Source organism: Gimesia alba (assembly GCF_007744675.1).
In the GTDB taxonomy this organism is placed as follows: domain Bacteria; phylum Planctomycetota; class Planctomycetia; order Planctomycetales; family Planctomycetaceae; genus Gimesia; species Gimesia alba.
The window spans coordinates 6,325,969-6,343,417 of record NZ_CP036269.1; the positions used below are offsets into that span (position 1 = coordinate 6,325,969).

General features: G+C 49.1%; 15 protein-coding genes. 13 read left to right on the top strand and 2 right to left on the bottom strand.

The genetic code is table 11. The features are described from left to right. Positions 1-84 precede the first annotated feature (84 nt). Entirely contained in the window at positions 85-1,908 is a 1,824-nt protein-coding gene (locus Pan241w_RS23520) for a TrkH family potassium uptake protein (RefSeq protein WP_145220540.1), read from the top strand. A gap of 69 nt (positions 1,909-1,977) precedes the next feature. After that, positions 1,978-2,667 (top strand): potassium channel family protein, encoded by a 690-nt coding sequence (locus Pan241w_RS23525; protein WP_145220542.1) that lies wholly within the window; start codon positions 1,978-1,980, stop codon positions 2,665-2,667. Between the two features lie 43 nt (positions 2,668-2,710). On the opposite strand, the gene glpK is transcribed toward Pan241w_RS23525, so the two are convergent. Together glpK and Pan241w_RS23535 are read right to left on the bottom strand one after the other, a co-directional pair. After that, on the bottom strand, positions 2,711-4,198 hold the full coding sequence (gene glpK, locus Pan241w_RS23530) for a glycerol kinase GlpK (protein WP_145220544.1): 1,488 nt from the start codon (positions 4,196-4,198) through the stop codon (positions 2,711-2,713). Positions 4,199-4,446: 248 nt separating this feature from the next. Further along, a complete protein-coding gene (locus Pan241w_RS23535) occupies positions 4,447-5,835 on the bottom strand; it encodes an ammonium transporter (protein WP_145220545.1) in 1,389 nt (462 codons plus the stop codon). 743 nt (positions 5,836-6,578) lie between these two features. Between Pan241w_RS23535 and groL (Pan241w_RS23540) the strand changes: the two genes are divergently transcribed. From groL (Pan241w_RS23540) to Pan241w_RS23590, 11 genes are all read left to right on the top strand, one after another. Then, positions 6,579-8,288 carry a chaperonin GroEL gene (gene groL, locus Pan241w_RS23540; RefSeq protein ID WP_145220547.1) on the top strand — a complete coding sequence of 570 codons (1,710 nt, stop codon included), beginning with the start codon at positions 6,579-6,581 and terminating at the stop codon, positions 8,286-8,288. 143 nt (positions 8,289-8,431) lie between these two features. After that, complete coding sequence (locus Pan241w_RS23545; RefSeq protein WP_002647162.1) at positions 8,432-8,722, top strand: co-chaperone GroES; 291 nt, start codon at positions 8,432-8,434, stop codon at positions 8,720-8,722. A 162-nt stretch (positions 8,723-8,884) separates the two neighbouring features. Then, a complete protein-coding gene (gene groL / locus Pan241w_RS23550; protein ID WP_145220549.1) occupies positions 8,885-10,504 on the top strand; it encodes a chaperonin GroEL in 1,620 nt (539 codons plus the stop codon). A 176-nt stretch (positions 10,505-10,680) separates the two neighbouring features. Next, positions 10,681-11,817, top strand: a complete 1,137-nt coding sequence (gene dnaJ, locus Pan241w_RS23555) for a molecular chaperone DnaJ (RefSeq protein ID WP_145220551.1) — start codon at positions 10,681-10,683, stop codon at positions 11,815-11,817. A gap of 82 nt (positions 11,818-11,899) precedes the next feature. Continuing rightward, the gene (gene grpE / locus Pan241w_RS23560; protein ID WP_232107253.1) at positions 11,900-12,457 is read left to right on the top strand and encodes a nucleotide exchange factor GrpE; all 558 of its coding nucleotides are present in this window, start codon (positions 11,900-11,902) and stop codon (positions 12,455-12,457) included. Positions 12,458-12,494: 37 nt separating this feature from the next. Then, positions 12,495-12,791 (top strand): FmdB family zinc ribbon protein, encoded by a 297-nt coding sequence (locus Pan241w_RS23565; protein ID WP_145220553.1) that lies wholly within the window; start codon positions 12,495-12,497, stop codon positions 12,789-12,791. 84 nt (positions 12,792-12,875) lie between these two features. Continuing rightward, entirely contained in the window at positions 12,876-13,082 is a 207-nt protein-coding gene (locus Pan241w_RS23570; protein WP_145220554.1) for a DNA gyrase inhibitor YacG, read from the top strand. After that, the gene (locus Pan241w_RS23575) at positions 13,069-14,160 is read left to right on the top strand and encodes a DMT family transporter (RefSeq protein ID WP_198000107.1); all 1,092 of its coding nucleotides are present in this window, start codon (positions 13,069-13,071) and stop codon (positions 14,158-14,160) included. The genes Pan241w_RS23570 and Pan241w_RS23575 overlap by 14 nt, the downstream gene beginning before the upstream one ends. Then, positions 14,153-14,785 (top strand): gamma carbonic anhydrase family protein, encoded by a 633-nt coding sequence (locus Pan241w_RS23580; RefSeq protein ID WP_145220558.1) that lies wholly within the window; start codon positions 14,153-14,155, stop codon positions 14,783-14,785. The genes Pan241w_RS23575 and Pan241w_RS23580 overlap by 8 nt, the downstream gene beginning before the upstream one ends. A 219-nt stretch (positions 14,786-15,004) precedes the next feature. Next, the gene (locus tag Pan241w_RS23585) at positions 15,005-16,336 is read left to right on the top strand and encodes a Gfo/Idh/MocA family protein (protein ID WP_145220560.1); all 1,332 of its coding nucleotides are present in this window, start codon (positions 15,005-15,007) and stop codon (positions 16,334-16,336) included. Between the two features lie 342 nt (positions 16,337-16,678). Continuing rightward, positions 16,679-17,401 (top strand): EF-hand domain-containing protein, encoded by a 723-nt coding sequence (locus Pan241w_RS23590; protein WP_145220561.1) that lies wholly within the window; start codon positions 16,679-16,681, stop codon positions 17,399-17,401. Positions 17,402-17,449 lie beyond the last annotated feature (48 nt).

Consider the following 17,449-nt stretch of genomic DNA (forward strand, 5'->3'; position numbering starts at 1 on the left):
TCTCACTGCTTCAATTGCACTATAGTGCTGATAAAGTCTGGACAGGTTTTCATAATCTCAAATTTTGTTACAGCTTTAATTCATATGACGTTGTCGCACCTTCCAAGCCGTTTACAGTATCAAACGCACCACCCCCGGCGGAGTCGTGTACTTAGACGGATTGAAATTATCGCGTTGATTATCGGGCTGGTTGCCACTGTCATTCTACATGGCCTGCTGAAGATTACCACCATCGTCCACTGGGAATTAGGTTGCACCATTGTGATCGCAATGGTCTATTTCACATTGAGCCTGACGATTCGCTATCTCTGGCATCTCTCCCGAAAAGAATTTGTGAAGAAATACCTGGCGAATATTTTCATCTCCGGCCTGTGGGTTCTTTCATGCATTGCTATTCTGATTTTTCACGACCTGTTTCCCGATGGCGTTTCCGGGCGACTGGAATTGATTCTAGGCGTTTCCGAGTTCTGCATCATTCTGCGTACTCTGTATGAAACGATTATTTTAATTCGTCGTGTCTCTGCCCGTGGTTGGAACCCGGCCTTAATTGTGGTTGCCTCGTTTCTGATCCTGATCAGTATCGGGACCATCTTGCTGATGTTTCCCACCGCCCGTGTCCAGGATCCGACTGACAATGCGACAGAAGCGGCCCCTTTCCTGGTTGCTTTATTTACCTCTACCAGCGCCAGTTGCGTCACGGGACTGATTGTGGTTCCCACCGGTTCTTACTGGAGCAGAACCGGGCAGACCATCATTATGATTCTGTTTCAGATTGGTGGCTTGGGAATTTTAACATTTGGTGCGTTCTTCGCTGCTGCATTTGGCCGCACTATGCAGATTCGCGAGAGTGTCACTTTCAGTGAGATGCTGGAATCACATCAGCGCGGAGACGTCAGGCGGCTGCTGCTGGCCATTCTTGGAATTACCATTTTCACGGAACTCACGGGCGCATTTTTTCTGACAGGCCTCTGGCCGGAACTCCCCTGGCAAGAGCGACTCTATTACAGTTTGTTCCATTCGGTCAGCGGTTATTGCAATGCCGGTTTCAGTCTGATGGATGACAATTTGCTCAACATGGGACACCACTGGCAGGTGTGGGGCGTCATGCCTGCTTTAATCATCATTGGAGGGCTGGGGTTTGCCGTAAATTATAATTATTTGATTTATGGCATCACTCATTTCTCCAACTTTTCAATACGTAAACCGTTATTTAATCATCCCACCCAAAAAGTCAGACTGACCGTCTCATCGCGTCTTGTGACTCTGACTACACTGTTCCTGCTCATCGGAGGCACACTCGGAATCTATCTACTGGAATCCATTCATCAACAAAAAGAGGTTTCTGCGTGGGAGCAACTCAACTCTGCCTGGTTCCAATCTGTCACCTTCAGGACCGCGGGTTTTAACACGGTCGATTTAGCTGAGTATCAACCGCACACCAAACTTTTTGCGATTCTAATGATGTTTATCGGGGCCTCTCCTGGTTCAACAGGGGGTGGCGTGAAAACAGTCGTCTGTGCGCTCGCCGTACTTTCGGTCTGGTCACTTCTCAAGGGACGAGATCGTGTTGAGATCATGGGACGCACGATTCCTAATACTTTAATCAACCGCTCTTTGACCATTATTTCGCTCGGAATCCTGGTCCTGATGAGTTCCACACTGCTCGTAGTCATGTTTGAAAACAGGCAGGATATCTTTTTGGATCACCTGTTTGAAACCACCAGTGCTTTTGCCACGGTCGGCGTTTCCACCGGAATTACCGCGGAATTATCCCCCCCTTCCCATTGGGTTATCATCCTGACGATGTTTATTGGAAGAGTGGGACCCTTGACTGCCCTGATTGCACTGACCAACCGCGGGCCGTCTTACAGATACAGTTACCCGGAAGAAAGTGTAACTTTAGGCTAGCAGAGAATTAATTAAGCGCGATTTTATTTAAATGACAGACAATTCATTTTGATCAGGAGACTTCATCCAGTGATTAAAGTAGCGGTAATCGGCTTAGGACGCTTTGGAATTGAACTGGCCAAACGACTGGGAAACAGTGGAGTCGAAGTCATTGCGATTGACCATTCAGATAAGCTGGTCAACGAAGTCAAAGACGATGTCGCAATCGCAGTGCGTCTGAATGCGACAGATGAACTTGCTTTAAAGAGCCAGGAGGTTGACAAAGTCGACGCCTGTGTGATTTCGATCGGCGAAAACTTTGAAGCAGCCTTACTCGTTACCGTCATCGTCAAAAAGCTAGGTGTTCCCAAAATCATCTGTCGTGCGCAATCGCAATTTCATGCTGAAATATTTACTCAAATCGGCGCGACTGAAGTCATCCAACCTGAAGTCCAGGCCGGTGCCCACCTCGCCCGTTTGCTGGCAAACCCCCATCTGGAAGATTATCTGCAGGTTGGCGACGGATACACAATGATCGAGCTGTTGACCCCCAATCAGTTTGTCGGTAAAAACCTGACCGAACTAGCCCTGCGTTCTAAATATTCGGTGAATGTGGTCGCAGTCCGCAAGCGTAATTCGGAAGAGATCGAGAAAAAAACAGGCAAAGTCTATAACACCGACTGTGTGCCTCACCCTGATTATCAGATTCAGGAATCAGATATACTTTTAATCATTGGAACCGATCAAAACCTGGCACGGCTCCCGACCAGTAATACGTAACCAGCTCTGAATTCAATAAAGAGACGATGTAGCAGGCACGTCTTTACACCCAATCCACGGCACGTCCGACCGCTTTTTTCCAGCGTTGATACAAATGGTCGCGTTTAGTCGAATCCATGGCGGGCTGAAATTCAGCATCGAGAGCCCAGTTCTTTGTGACTTCGTCCTGATTCTGCCAGAACCCCACTGCCAGACCCGCCAGATAGGCAGCCCCCAATGCGGTTGTTTCATGCACAACGGGCCGTTGAACGGGAACATCCAACATATCTGACTGGAACTGCATGAGCAGATTATTCGCCGCGGCACCGCCATCAACCTTGAGGGTTTTCAGTTTGATCTTTGAATCCTGTTCCATGGCATGCAAGACGTCACAGCTCTGATAGGCTAATGACTCTAGAACCGCCCGTGCAACATGCTCCTGTGTCGTACCCCGTGTTATGCCAATCAAGGTCCCACGGGCATTTTGGTTCCAGTAGGGAGCTCCCAAACCGACAAACGCAGGCACAAAGAAAACATCGCCGGAATCCTCAACTTGTGACGCCAGCCCTTCGATTTCTTCAGCAGACTTGATCATCTGCAAGCCGTCACGAAGCCACTGTATGGCGGCTCCTGCAATGAAGACGGAACCTTCCAGACAATAGGTCACCTTTCCATTAATACGCCAGCCAATGGTGGTGAGCAGCCCCGTCTCTGAAGGCACAGGTTGCTCGCCTGTATTCATCAACATGAAGCAGCCTGTTCCGTAGGTGTTTTTGGCGGCTCCCTGCTCAAAGCATCCCTGGCCGAATGTCGCCGCCTGCTGGTCGCCGGCGATCCCCGCGATTTTGATCGGCTCTCCAAATAGATCAGGCGTCGTCTCGCCGTAGACTTCGCTGGAGTCTTTGACTTCGGGCAACATACAACGGGGAATGTTGAATACCTTGAGCAGTTCCTCATCCCACTCATGCGTGTGGATATTATAGAGTAAGGTGCGGCAGGCATTACTGGGATCGGTAACATGCACTTTGCCCCCCGTCAGCCGCCAAATCAAAAATGTATCGATTGTCCCGAACAGAATCTTGCCGGCTTTAGCTCGTTCTCTCAGGCCTTCAATCTCATTCAACAGATACTCAATTTTGGTACCGGAAAAATAGGCATCGAGTACCAGCCCCGTTTTCTCACGGAATAACTTCTCGTACCCTTCTGCTTTTAGTTGGTCACAACGATCGGCGGTCAGTCGACTCTGCCAGACAATCGCATTCGAAACCGGTTTCCCCGTCTCACGATCCCAGAGCACAATGGTTTCCCGCTGATTGGTAATCCCAATCGCGGCAATCTCCGCAGGCGTTGCACCTGACTGCTGAATCACGGTTTGCGCCGTTGCCAGTTGTGAATTCCAAATCGCCTCAGGATTATGCTCTACGAGCCCCGGCGAGGGAAAGATCTGCTCGAACTCCTGTTGTGCAGTCGCTTCGATTTGACCTTGATGATTAAACAAAATGGATCGGCTGGATGTCGTTCCCTGATCAAGGGCCAATACATATTTTGCCATCGAAATACTCCTTGAGTTGATTGAAGGCTCCTGGGGGCTGCGTTGCGTATTGATTTAACGTTCAGATTACGCCAGCCGAGCCAGGTTCTCAAGGAATTCCTGCTATTTCTTTGTTTACATCAACTTCAAACGCTCTGCGCATAAAAAAACTGATGGCAAGTGAAATCGTTTCACAAGCCATCAGTCAGTCACACTAATAGTACCTCCTGCAAAGTACCAGTGTCTTCAAACAGGTCTCAGAGCCTCGCTTAGTGATAAGCTTGCATTCCGTGCTCGGAGAGGTCTAAGCCCTTCATTTCGTCTTCTTCAGATACTCGGAGCTGACCGATCATCTTCAGGAAGAAGAACAGAATAAACATGGTGACAAAGGCATAGACCGGAATCACAACCGATCCCAAGATCTGCACACCAAGGTCGTAATCACCAAAGATACCTGTGGCAATTCCACCCCAGACTCCGCAGAGTCCGTGTACTGGGAAAGCACCCACAGGATCGTCGATTTTGAGTTTTTCCAAAGCCAGGATACCAAAGACGACCAACAAGCCTGCGATACCACCAATGATGATCGCTTCGATGTTCGTCACACTGTCACAGTTGGCAGTAATCCCCACCAGTCCAGCGAGTACGCCGTTCAATGCCATTGAAATATCGGGTTTTCCGTACATGATCCAACCCAGGATCATCGCAGCAACACCACCAGTGGCGGCTGCCAACGTTGTATTGGTTGCGATTAACATCACGGCATTCGTATTGTCTGTACCACCAAATGCCAACTGACTACCAGGGTTAAATCCGTACCAACCTACCCAGAGGATGAATACACCCAGCGTGGCCTGAGCAATATTGTGGCCAGGAATCGGAGCAGATTTGCCATCTTTCTTAAACCGTCCAATTCGGGGCCCCAGAACGATCGCACCAGCTAAGCCAGCAAATCCACCAACAGCATGTACGACAATGGAACCAGCAAAATCGTAGAAGCCTTTGGCATCTAACCAGCCACCGCCCCATTTCCAGTAACCGCTGATCGGGTAAATGAGCCCTGTCAGAACAATACTGTAAATCAGGTAAGAGCTGAATTTCAAACGACCAGCAACGGCCCCGGAAACAATCGTGGCTGCGGTTGCGGCAAAGGCGACTTGGAATAGAAAGTCGACTTGAGGATTCAATTTACCAGGACCAACCTCTCCACCTTCACCAATCCCAAACTGACCAAAACCAAAGAATTTGTTCTCAATATCGCCCGGGTACATCAATCCATATCCGACGGCATAATAGATTAAAACGCCGACACAGACATCCATTAAGTTCTTAAAGAGAATGTTGATTGTATTTTTGGAAGAGTTAAATCCGGACTCAACCATCGCAAATCCGGACTGCATGAAGAGCACCAGAACGGCACACAGAAATAGCATGCTGTTATCCAGAGCATAATACAGCTCAGGTAATGTGAGCGGTGCTGCTTCTTCAGCAGGTGCTTCCGCTTCTCCTTCTCCTTCCGCTGGAGCCGCTGTTTCTGTTGATTCTGCTGCAGGCTTTTCTGTCGGTTCAGCTTCATCAAACGCCAAAACCGGCTGTGAGAACGCTAAAACTACGACAAGGCTAGCCGTCAAGCCCGTGAGCGCATGTTTCCAATTCATTTTGTCGCAAACCTTTCCCGGAATACTCATCAGATGCTGTTTCGTTTGTTGTTTCAGTGAGTCAATTAATCTGAATGAGACCCCTAATTACCAATCAATAATTTGAGCACTTTTTTGGTAACTAGTCATAAAGCAAACAGTGTGCCTCAATGCAATTTAGGAAAAGGGTTAACAGCAGTATGTTACTTATTTCATGAGACTTATATCATCTCATAATAAATTAATATTTCCTGAAATCCGATCGAATGCTGATTTCAAATGCAGGATGATTAGGCATTGTCCCATTCAGATGCCTTCCAATTAGGCACGATAATGACGGGTATCAAAATGAATTTTCTAATGACCTGGAATCGGAAAGAGGCCACTTAAATATCACTCAGGCAGGCAGCCTGTCGGATTTGGTATTAGTCGGATTTGGTATTAATTGATTTGCTCAGTTGGCTTTAAAAAGAAGCAATCACTGCCAAGATGGCAGTCCCATACAACATCCAGAACAGACGATTATTCACAATCCTATATATAACCGTATCTTACGAATCATATTTCCGATTGGCATGCTGATTGCATTTAGTGTTCGCCGTGGTCGGGGTCCAGGTCGGATCCTGCCAACTTTGTTGTATACACCTAACATACTCACACGCCGATCCCCATTGGATTCGCAGGAAGAAATATTTATTCCGTGTGAGAGATCATCGTGGTCATGGGCAAAATTATTGGCCATTATTGCTGGTTGAGGAGAGACTGTGGCAAAACTTTTAAGCTTTGACGAAGAGGCCAGGAAGAGTTTATTGGCAGGAGTCGCCAAATTGTCGCGCGCAGTAAGCAGTACGCTTGGGCCGCGAGGGCGAAACGCTGTCTTGGACAAAGGCTGGGGAACCCCGAAGGTAACAAAAGATGGTGTTACCGTTGCGGAAGACATCGAATTGGAAGACCCCTTTGAAAACATGGGAGTCCAATTAGTTAAAGAAGCTGCTTCAAAAACGAATGATGTTGCCGGTGATGGAACCACAACAGCAACCGTTTTGGCAGAAGCGATCTTTCGGGAAGGCCTGAAATACATCGCTTCAGGTGCTGACCCGATGGCTTTAAGTCGTGGCGTTCAAAAAGCCGTCGACGCTGTCGTAGAGCAGATTGGGAAAATCTCCAAGGAAGTAAAAGGCAAAGACAAAAAAGCAATCGAGACCGTTGCCACCATCGCTGGAAATAACGATCCAGAGATCGGAAAGATTCTAGCCGACGCTCTGCTCAAAGTCGGAGCAGATGGCGTGATTACCGTAGAAGAAGGTCGTGGCGTTTCTACTGAAGTGGATCTCGTCGAGGGAATGCAATTCGAACGCGGATTTCTGTCTCCTCACTTTGTAACAGACGAAGACAATCAGACCTGTGATATGGAACGTGCTCGTATCCTGATCTACGAAGAAAAAATCAGCTCAGCACAAGCACTGGTCCCTCTCTTGGAACAAGTTTCCAAAGATGGTGCCCCACTGCTGATCATTGCTGAAGACATTGAAGGCGAAGCACTGGCAACTCTGGTTGTGAACAAACTGCGAGGCATTCTTAAAGTCTGTGCTGTCAAAGCGCCCGGTTATGGTGATCGCCGTAAAGCAATGCTGGAAGACATTGCCGTACTGACTGGCGGAAAAGCAATTTTCAAAGATCTGGGAATCAAACTCGAAGCGGTCGAGTTAAAAGACCTGGGCCAAGCCAAGAAGCTCCATATCAGCGCCGACAACACAACGATTGTTAGTGGTTCCGGAAGCAAGGCAGCTGTCACTGGTCGTGCTGATCAGATTCGTGCAGAAATCGAAGTCACTGACAGCGAATATGATCGTGAAAAACTGCAGGAGCGTCTGGCAAAACTCGCCGGTGGTGTTGCACAGATTAACGTCGGTGCTGCTACTGAAACAGAAATGAAGGAACGCAAAGACCTGATCGACGACGCACTGGCTGCAACGCGTGCTGCTATCGAAGAAGGAATTGTTCCCGGCGGCGGAATTGCTTTACTCCGATGCAGCAAAACACTGGACGGTCTCAAACTGACCGGCGACCAGGCACTGGGCGTCGCGCTCATCCAGAAAGTTCTGGAAATGCCTTTGCGAGCGATCGCAGAAAACGCTGGCCAGGATGGTTCCGTTGTTGCCAACCGTGTTAAAAAAGACAAAAGCAACTCCTTCGGTTATGATGCCTTGAATGATCGCTACGGCGATATGTTTGACTTCGGCGTTGTCGACCCTGCTAAAGTGGTTCGCTCAACTCTGCAGAACGGGGCAAGTGTCGCTTCCCTGCTGATGACAACAGATTCGATTGTTGTTGAAGAACCACAGGAAGAAGAAGACGATCACCATCATGACGACCACCACGACATGGGCGGAATGGGTGGCATGCCTGGAATGGGCGGTGGAATGCCCGGCATGGGTGGCATGGGCGGTATGCCTGGCATGGGAGGCTTCTAGTCTCGCTTACTGTCCTTTAACGAGGAGCGCCGTGAATCATTCGCTGGCTCCTCAGTTAAAACGATCAATCTAATTTCATCCGGGAACTGCTCCCGGATTCACAAATACAACCAGACTAACTGGAATAATTGGGAGTTAACATAATGGAACTGAATCCTCTTGATGACCGTATCGTGATTGAACCCAATGTGGCTGAAGAAACAACTGCTGGCGGCATTGTCCTGCCTGATACTGCTCAGGAAAAGCCTCAAAGCGGAACTGTCATTGCTGTAGGCCCTGGCCGACTTCTGGAAAGCGGCGAACGCTGCCCGGTCGCCGTTGAAGTCGGTGATGAAGTTCTCTACGGCAAATATGGCGGAACGGATATTGAAGTCAGCGGTAAAGATGTCAAGATCTTACGTGAAAGCGATATTCTTGCCAAAATCATTAAATAGAGAACGTACTATTATCGGAACACGAGACAGGAAATCGAATCGCTGACAGCCTTTCAATTTCGAACTGCCTTGGAAATCTAATTCAAACCACAAAATCACGCAGGGGAGAACGGAGTAATCCGATCCAATGTTCGTTCCTGTTAAACAGAGGAGTTTATAAGCGTGGCAAAGCAACTATTGTTTGAAGATCGCGCACGTGCCAAACTGCAAAAAGGCGTGCAAACTATTAGCGACGCTGTAGCTATCACAATGGGACCTACGGGCCGTAATGTGATCATCGATAAAAACTTTGGCAATCCACTGGTGACCAAAGACGGTGTTACAGTCAGTAAGGAAGTCGAGCTCGAAGACCCCTTCGAAAACATGGGGGCCAAACTGGTCAACGAAGTTGCTTCCAAAACCAGTGACGTTGCTGGCGATGGTACAACGACTGCCACAGTGCTGGCACGTTCGATTTATCAGGAAGGCTTGCGAGGATTGTCATTGGGTGCCAACCCGATGATTGTTCGTCGTGGAATCGACAAAGCCGTTGAAGCTGCTGTCAGTGCCATCGAAGAACTGGCAAAACCGGTCACGGAAAAAGCGGAAATTGCTCAAGTCGGTGCGATCTCTGCAAACAATGATTCTGTCATTGGAGATCTGATTGCCGATGCCGTTGAGAAAGTCGGCCGCGATGGTGTGATTACTGTTGAAGAAGGTAAGGGAAACGAAACCACCCTGTCTTTTGCCGATGGTATGCAATTCGATAAAGGCTACATTTCACCCTACTTTGTCACAGACACGGAAGGCATGAAGTGCATTCTGGAAGATTGCTACATTCTGATTCACGAATCAAAGATTTCCGCACTGCGAGATCTGGTACCACTGCTGGAAAAAGTCTCTCAGACTGGCAAACCACTGCTGATCATCGCTGAAGACGTCGAAGGCGAGCCTTTGACAGCTTTGGTTGTGAATAAGCTGCGAGGCGTGCTCAACATTGCAGCCGTCAAAGCACCAGGCTTCGGCGACCGCCGCAAAGCAATGCTGGCAGATATTGCCGTGCTGACTGGTGGTACCGTGATTTCAGAAGATCTGGGAATCAAGCTCGAATCGGTTGAATTGAGCCAGCTCGGCCAGGCCAAGCAGGTTGAAATCACCAAAGATTCCTGCACGCTGATCGAAGGTGCTGGCGAAACAGAAGCGCTGCAGGCACGTGTCGCTCAGATTCGTGGTCAATTAGCCAAAACCGAGAGCGAATACGATCGTGAAAAATTCCAGGAACGGTTGGCGAAGCTGACCGGTGGTGTAGCGATTATCTCTGTCGGTGCTGCAACTGAAGCAGAGATGAAGCAAACCAAGGCCCGTATGGAAGACGCTCTTCACGCAACGCGTGCTGCTGTGGAAGAAGGAATTCTTCCCGGTGGTGGTGTCGCACTTCTGCGATCGATTGAAGCCGTTGAAAAAGTCAAAGGTAAAAACGAAGACGAAAAGATCGGTATCAATATCGTTGCTCGTGCCTTGGAAGGACCGATTCGCAAAATCGCTGAAAACTGTGGAACCGACGGCGCGGTTGTCGCTGATGAAGTGAAACAGCTTTCCGGTTCAAAAGGCTATAATGCTAATAGCGGCGAATACGTCGACATGTACAAAGCGGGAATTATTGATCCGGCCAAAGTCGTTAAAAACGCCTTGAAAAACGCTGCTTCTATCGCAGGACTCATGCTAACCACACAGGTACTTGTCACCAACAGTGATAGCGCCGAAGGTGGTAAACAGGCTGATGTCGAAGGAAGTGTTCGATAATTTCTGTCATTTACTGAAATCATCCATTTGATTTTAGTAGGGACTTTGTGATATCAGACGGGCCGCCGTAAAAATGGTGGCCCGTTTTTTTCAGTTCTAACAGAACTGTGGAAGTCAGAAATCTACCAAAGCGGACTTGGTAAATTTCGAAACCTTTAAACGATGAGTTGTGAGATATGGCATCGAAACGCGATTATTATGAAATCCTCGGTGTATCGCGCGAAGTGACCAGCGTTGAAATTAAAAAAGCCTACAAGAAGCTGGCGCTGGCCAATCACCCCGATCGAAATCCCGGGGATGAGGAAGCGGTGAAGCGTTTCAAAGAAGCTGCGGAAGCTTTTGAGATTCTAAGCGATGAGCAGAAACGGGCTCACTATGATCGCTATGGACACGCCGACTTTGGAGGCGCTGGCGGCAGCCAGTTCCATGATGTCTCTGATATTTTCAGCGCCTTCGGCGACCTCTTTGAAGGGTTTGGATTCAGAGGTTCCTCACAACGAGGCGGAAATCGTCCCCGACAGGGAGAAAGCCTGCGGACCAATATTCAAATCGATCTCTTGGATGCCGCTTCTGGCTGTGATCGAGAAATCAGTATTACGCGACAGGAAACCTGCGAAACCTGTCATGGCTCTGGCGCTGAACCTGGTACACAACCCGATGAGTGCGATTATTGTGGCGGAGCAGGGCAGGTCGTTCAGTCACAAGGCTTTTTCCGCGTTCAGACAACGTGCCCGCGGTGTCGTGGTGCTGGAAAAGTCATTGTTGAAAAATGTTCTGATTGCCGAGGTGAAGGCCGGGTTTCCAGCGAAATCACATTAGACATCAAGGTTCCTCCCGGCATCGACAACGGTATGCAGCTCTGCCTCAGAGGAGAAGGGAACCCCGGCTTAAACGGGGGACCACGAGGAGATTTATACGTTGTTGTCGGCGTGGATGAACACCCTCTGTTCCGTCGGCAGGATCAGGAATTAAGTTGCCACGTCCCCATTACCTACACACAGGCAGCCTTGGGTGCGAATATTGAAATTCCGACTCTGGAAGGCCGACATGATCTGAAAATTCCTTCGGGAACCCAACCAGGCGAAGTCTTTCGCCTCAAAGGTCTGGGTATGCCTAACCCCCACGGTGGGGGACGCCGCGGCGACCTGCATGTGATTGTGCAGATTGATGTACCTAAGAAAATTTCAGAACGGGAAGAAGAATTACTGCGGGAATTAGCAGAAATCGAACACGCGGAAGTGTCTCAACACCGCAGCCCCAATCGAAATTCGTTTTTTGATAAATTAAAGGAATACTTCACACACTCTGATTAATCGAACTCATCAGAATAGAGAAGTCCCTTTTTTGTGTTACTCAATATTAGATCTGTTTAATTTAGCGTTATAGGTCAGAAGCATGGCAGATATGGAACAGCCTGAAGAAATCCAAAATCAGACTGAAGAAAATTCGGTTGAAGAAAGTGAAGCGGCCCAGGAAATGCCTACAATCGAAGAACAATTGCAGTCCGCAATTTCTGAGCGTGATGAAAACCAGGATCGTTTTCTGCGATCACAGGCAGAGTTGGATAACGCCCGTAAACGGCATCAAAAAGAACTGGCACAGATGCGTCAGTACGCTGCAGCACCGTTTATTCAAGATCTGCTGCCAGCGCTGGACAATCTGAAACGTGCCGTGGATGCCGCAGAAAGTGCAGATCACGTTGACGAACTCAAACGTGGTGTGGAAATGGTAGCGAAGCAGATTTTGGATGTCTTCGCACAACATCATGTCAAAGCGATTGAAGCCTTAGGGCAGCCCTTTGATCCCAACCTGCACGAAGCGTTACAGCAGATGCCCTCAGACGAGTATCCCCCGATGACCGTGATTCAGGAACTCGAACAGGGATTTATTCTGAACGACCGGGTGGTTCGTCCCTCTAAAGTGATCGTTTCCTCCGGCCCTGCTGAAAGTTAATTTGTTTCTCATTGCCTTTTTTTGTGAGAAGAGATCGATGCCAACTTACGATTATGAATGTTCCCAATGCGGCAATAAATGGGAAGAGTTTCAATCAATTACCGCAAAACCACTCCGAAAATGTCCTGCCTGCGGTAAGCTGAAAGCCAAACGCGTCATCGGCGCTGGTGCCGGGATCATCTTTAAGGGATCTGGGTTTTACCAAACTGATTACCGTAGCAGCTCTTATAAAAAAGCAGCAGAGGCAGACAGCAAAGCACAATCTTCAAGCTCAGAATCCAAAAGCAGCACCGATTCGGGTAGTTCAAAAAAGAGTAGTTCGTCTGATTCCTGATTACCTTTGATATTTCCGTTGGAATGATCTATATAAGAGTTTCAGGCTCTGATATTGCTCCTCTTTTATTCGTCTGAGGCTTCGATGATCCAACCTCAAACATGCCCCATTTGCCGTAAGGTCGTCACATTTAAAGCCAGTGACGACCAGTCGCCATTCCCGTTTTGCAGCAAAAAATGTCGCGACGTCGATTTTTTTCGCTGGTCAGAAGGACGTTATGCGATCGTTGAGGATCTGGATCCTCGGATTATTGAATTGCAGCGTCTGGAGCAAGAGGGTGAAGACGATTAAAGAGTCCTCTGACACCCCCTCCCCCCCGACTGAGACTGATCTTACCAATAGCCACGAAGCCAGTGGGATGTCTCCTGTGCTCAAAGGGACTATTTTCGGAATTCTTTCAGCATTCGCATACACTGCCGCCAATATCTCTCTGCGAGAAGCAGCAGTCGACAATAATGCCGACTGGGCAATCTGGATCTCTGCCTTGAAATCAGTCCCTGCGACAATCGTAGGCTGGGTGCTGGTTGCTTACCGGGGCTCACAGGGGCTGCCTGCTCTTCCGCCGCGCCGTCTTGTCATTCCCCTGATCCTGACCGGACTGTTGATGCAGTTCGGCGGGAACGTCATGTTTCAATGGTCACTGAGCCTGGGCGGGCTGGCGTTTACCGTGCCTGTCTGCTTCGCCACTCTGCTGTTTACAGGGGCCATCCTTGGAAGGATCTTTCTGGAAGAAGCGATCACCCCGCGGATGTTTGTCTCGATGATTATTCTGACGGCGGCGATTGTTGTACTGAGTCTGGGAGCACATCAGGCAGAAGAATCTGTGTTTGAACATATGGAACATCACTCCCGCTCGATCATCACCGTTGCACTGACCATTCTGGTGGCCTGTATTGCCGGCTGTGCCTATGGGGGGGGAGGGGTCATGATCCGAGGGACCGTTCGTGGCGAGATGTCTATCTCGGCAAGTCTGGTATTGATCAGTACAACCGGTCTAGTCTGCCTGACCAGTGTTGCCTTCTATCGACTCGGCTTTCAGATCCTCTGGCAGACAAGCTCCTGGCAATATCTGGTAATGCTGATCGGCGGTATTATGAATGCGATTGCTTTTTTCGCCATCGGTGCTTCGATGAAATATCTGACTGTGACACGTGTCAATTTATTAAACGCCTCACAAACCGCGATGGCTGCGTTTGCCGGAGTCTTCTTTTTTGATGAACAGGTAACGGTCTGGCTGTTATGCGGAACCGCTCTGACCATTGGCGGACTGTTTTTGATGGAAAAAAAACGTCCCGCCATTCCCAACAACACCCTCACACAGGCTACTCCCATAAGCTCAGAACAACAGGAGTGTAGCGCGAATGAATAATTCAGACTCTTCTCCGGAATGGCCCGCGAAAGCAGATTCGATCCCCGCACCTCCCGAACTACCGTATCCGGAAGTCGACTGCGACTGGAACGCGCTGCATTCCATTCCCATCATTGATCCCACTGCCTGGGTCACACCAGATGCGATCGTCACCGGACGCGTTCGTCTCAAAGCCCGTAGTTCCGTCTGGCACCAATGCGTTTTACGTGGCGATCTGGAATACATCGAAGTGGGTGAAGAGACCAATGTGCAAGACGGATCGATCCTGCATACCGATTACGAACATCCCTGTATCTTGGGCAACCGGGTCACGCTGGGCCACGCTGCCATCGTGCACGGCTCAATTGTGGAAGACGATGCCATGATCGCGATTGGGGCGACTGTGCTCAGCCGATGTGTCATTGGTAAAGGTGCATTGATCGCCGCGGGTGCTCTGGTCCGTGAAGGAATTCATGTCCCTCCGAATACGCTCTGGGCCGGCTGTCCCGCGCGTCAGATTAAAGTACTCACAGAACAGCAGCAGGAACGCCTCAAAGCAACCTGGCAACATTACGTCAATCTTGGTGCAGCCAGCCTCCAACAATTGGGACGCGAACACATCGACGCCCTCACTCAACGCGGTTAATCCGAGAATAACACCTGTTCACAACCATGAATGCTGCCCACGAGTAAGGGGCAGAGATTCAAACGACTCGCCTTCAAAAACCGTAAAACAGATTGAGCCCTCAAGATTCGGACAAAAAACCTGTGAGTAGTTCCCTTTTTTGCCTCGAAAACGGTCTATTACCTGTGGTATCCTTATGATTCATTTATTCAATGAAACTAATTAATTCAGGACCCTCTAATGACTAACAAGCAATCTGAGCCTTCCAGCTCAACAACGCGTCGTGAGTTTATCAAAACCGGTTCGGCAGCAGTTGCTGCTGCTTCTACCCTGTCCAGTGCCGTTTTTGCGGGGACACCTCAGACGGCTGCTCTGCAATCCAGTCTGTTTGCTGGCGGAACTGATGTCATTCGCGTAGGTCTGGTTGGTTGTGGGGGACGGGGAACAGGAGCCGCCGCACAAGCACTGGCTGCTGACCCGAATGCAAAACTGGTCGCGATGGGCGATACATTCTACGACCATCTTGATTCGAGTTTTAAAAACCTGAAAAAGAATCCCGTAGCAGAACAAGTCCAGGTCGACGCCGATCACAAATTCATTGGCTTCGATGCCTATCAGAAAGTGATTGACTGTGTAGACGTGGTTCTGTTAACAACACCTCCGCACTTCCGCCCCATGCAGTTGCGTGCCGCAATCGAAGCAGGCAAACATGTTTTCGCCGAAAAACCAGTCGCCGTTGATGCACCCGGCGTTCGGTCAGTCATGGAAACCTGTAAACTGGCGAAAGAGAAAAATCTCTCGATCGTCTCGGGGCTCTGCTGGCGCTATCACCAGGGTATGCGTGAGACGTTCAAGCAAATTCACGAAGGTGCCGTCGGTGATGTGATGGCCATTCAGTGCAGCTATAACACCCGTGGCTTATGGATGTTTAAGCGGGAGCCGGAATGGAGTGATATGGAATGGCAGATGAGAAACTGGCTGTACTTCACTTGGCTTTCTGGTGATTTTAACACCGAACAGCACGTTCACAGTCTGGATAAAATGGCTTGGACGATGAACGATGAAACCCCCATTTCCTGTAGTGGAACCGGAGGCCGTCAAACACGAACGGGTAAAGAATATGGTCACATTTTCGATCACTTTGCCATTGTTTATGAATACCCCAATGGCGTGAAAGGCTTCAGCCGTTGTCGTCAGCAGGATGGATGTGCCGTCGATGTTTCAGACCATGTGTTTGGAACCAAAGGTCGCGTCGATGTCTTCAAACATCGCATCTATGATCCTAAAGGGGAAAAGACCTGGCAGTTCCGTGACAAAAGTAAAAACATGTACCAGGTTGAGCATGACGAATTCTTCAATAGCATCCGTTCGGGCAATCCCCTTAATAACGGCGATTACATGACCAAGAGCACCATGCTCGCCATCATGGGGCGCATGGCTGCATACACCGGAAAATCGATCACATGGGACGAAGCGATCAATTCGAAAGAAGATCTGACTCCCGCCAGCTACGAATGGGGTCCACTCCCTGTGCCACCGGTCGCGATGCCTGGTGTCACTGCGTTTAAATAAATTATGATTCGTTAGAATTGTTGATTCCATCGATCACCTACCCCTACACGCTCTCAGATTTTTCTGGGAGCGTGTTTTTTTATATCAAACTAAAAAGTCTTCAACCGAAAATTCAGTTCCTGGAAAAATTTTGAGAATAGAGAGTTTTTCGAAACATTTTCTCGTCTCTCGGGTTTGATTTTTGTAGATTCAATTGAATCGGCTGCGTTAAAGTTCCAGAAGTTGTCCCAGATCTTGTTTTGGATCTCGGGAATCACTTTCAATTGAATAAACGGTCAATGTTGTAAACCCATTGACTAGAGACACTTAACATTTCATAACCACATTTCCGGAGACTAACAGATGCGTTTCACTCGTCTACTTTCCATTGGCACAACTCTGCTCGCAGTCTGTGCTACGACAATGCTTCCCGCTCAACCTCCTGAAGGCGGCGATCGTCCTGAACGAGGTGACCGGCCCGAAGGTCGCGAGCGTGGTCCCCGCGACGGCGATCGCGGTGATCGAGGTCCTCGTGACGGTGGCCCCCGTAGAGGCGGTTTTGGTGGACCTGGTGGTCGTCCCAACTTTCTGATGATGATGCCAATTATCGTAGTGCTTGATGTCAACAAGGATGGCGAAATCTCCAAAGAAGAAATGGAGAATGCCACTGCGTCCCTTCAAAAACTGGACAAAGACAAAAACGGAAAGCTAACACAAGAAGAATTGCGTCCGGACTTTGGTGGTTTTGGCCGACGCGACGGTGACCGTCGTGGCCCCGGAGGTCCTGGTGGATTTGGAAGACGCGATGGAGGCAATCGCAGTGGTGATTTTGTCGAACGAATGCTGACCAACGACAAAAACAAAGATGGCAAACTCACCAAAGATGAATTGCCCGAGCGGATGCAACCGATGTTTGATCGGATCGACACCAACAAAGACAAAGAAGTCGATAAAGCTGAGTTAACCAAAATGGCAGAACAGTTTAACTCACGCAATCGATCGCGCGGTGGAGATCGGGGTAATCGTGGTGGTGGACGTCGTCCTGAAAGCGATCGTCCCAAGCGTCCTGAATCAGAAGAAAACTAAAACTTTCTTTTCCATTTGGCTCGTTAACTCATCTTATTTTCAGGGACA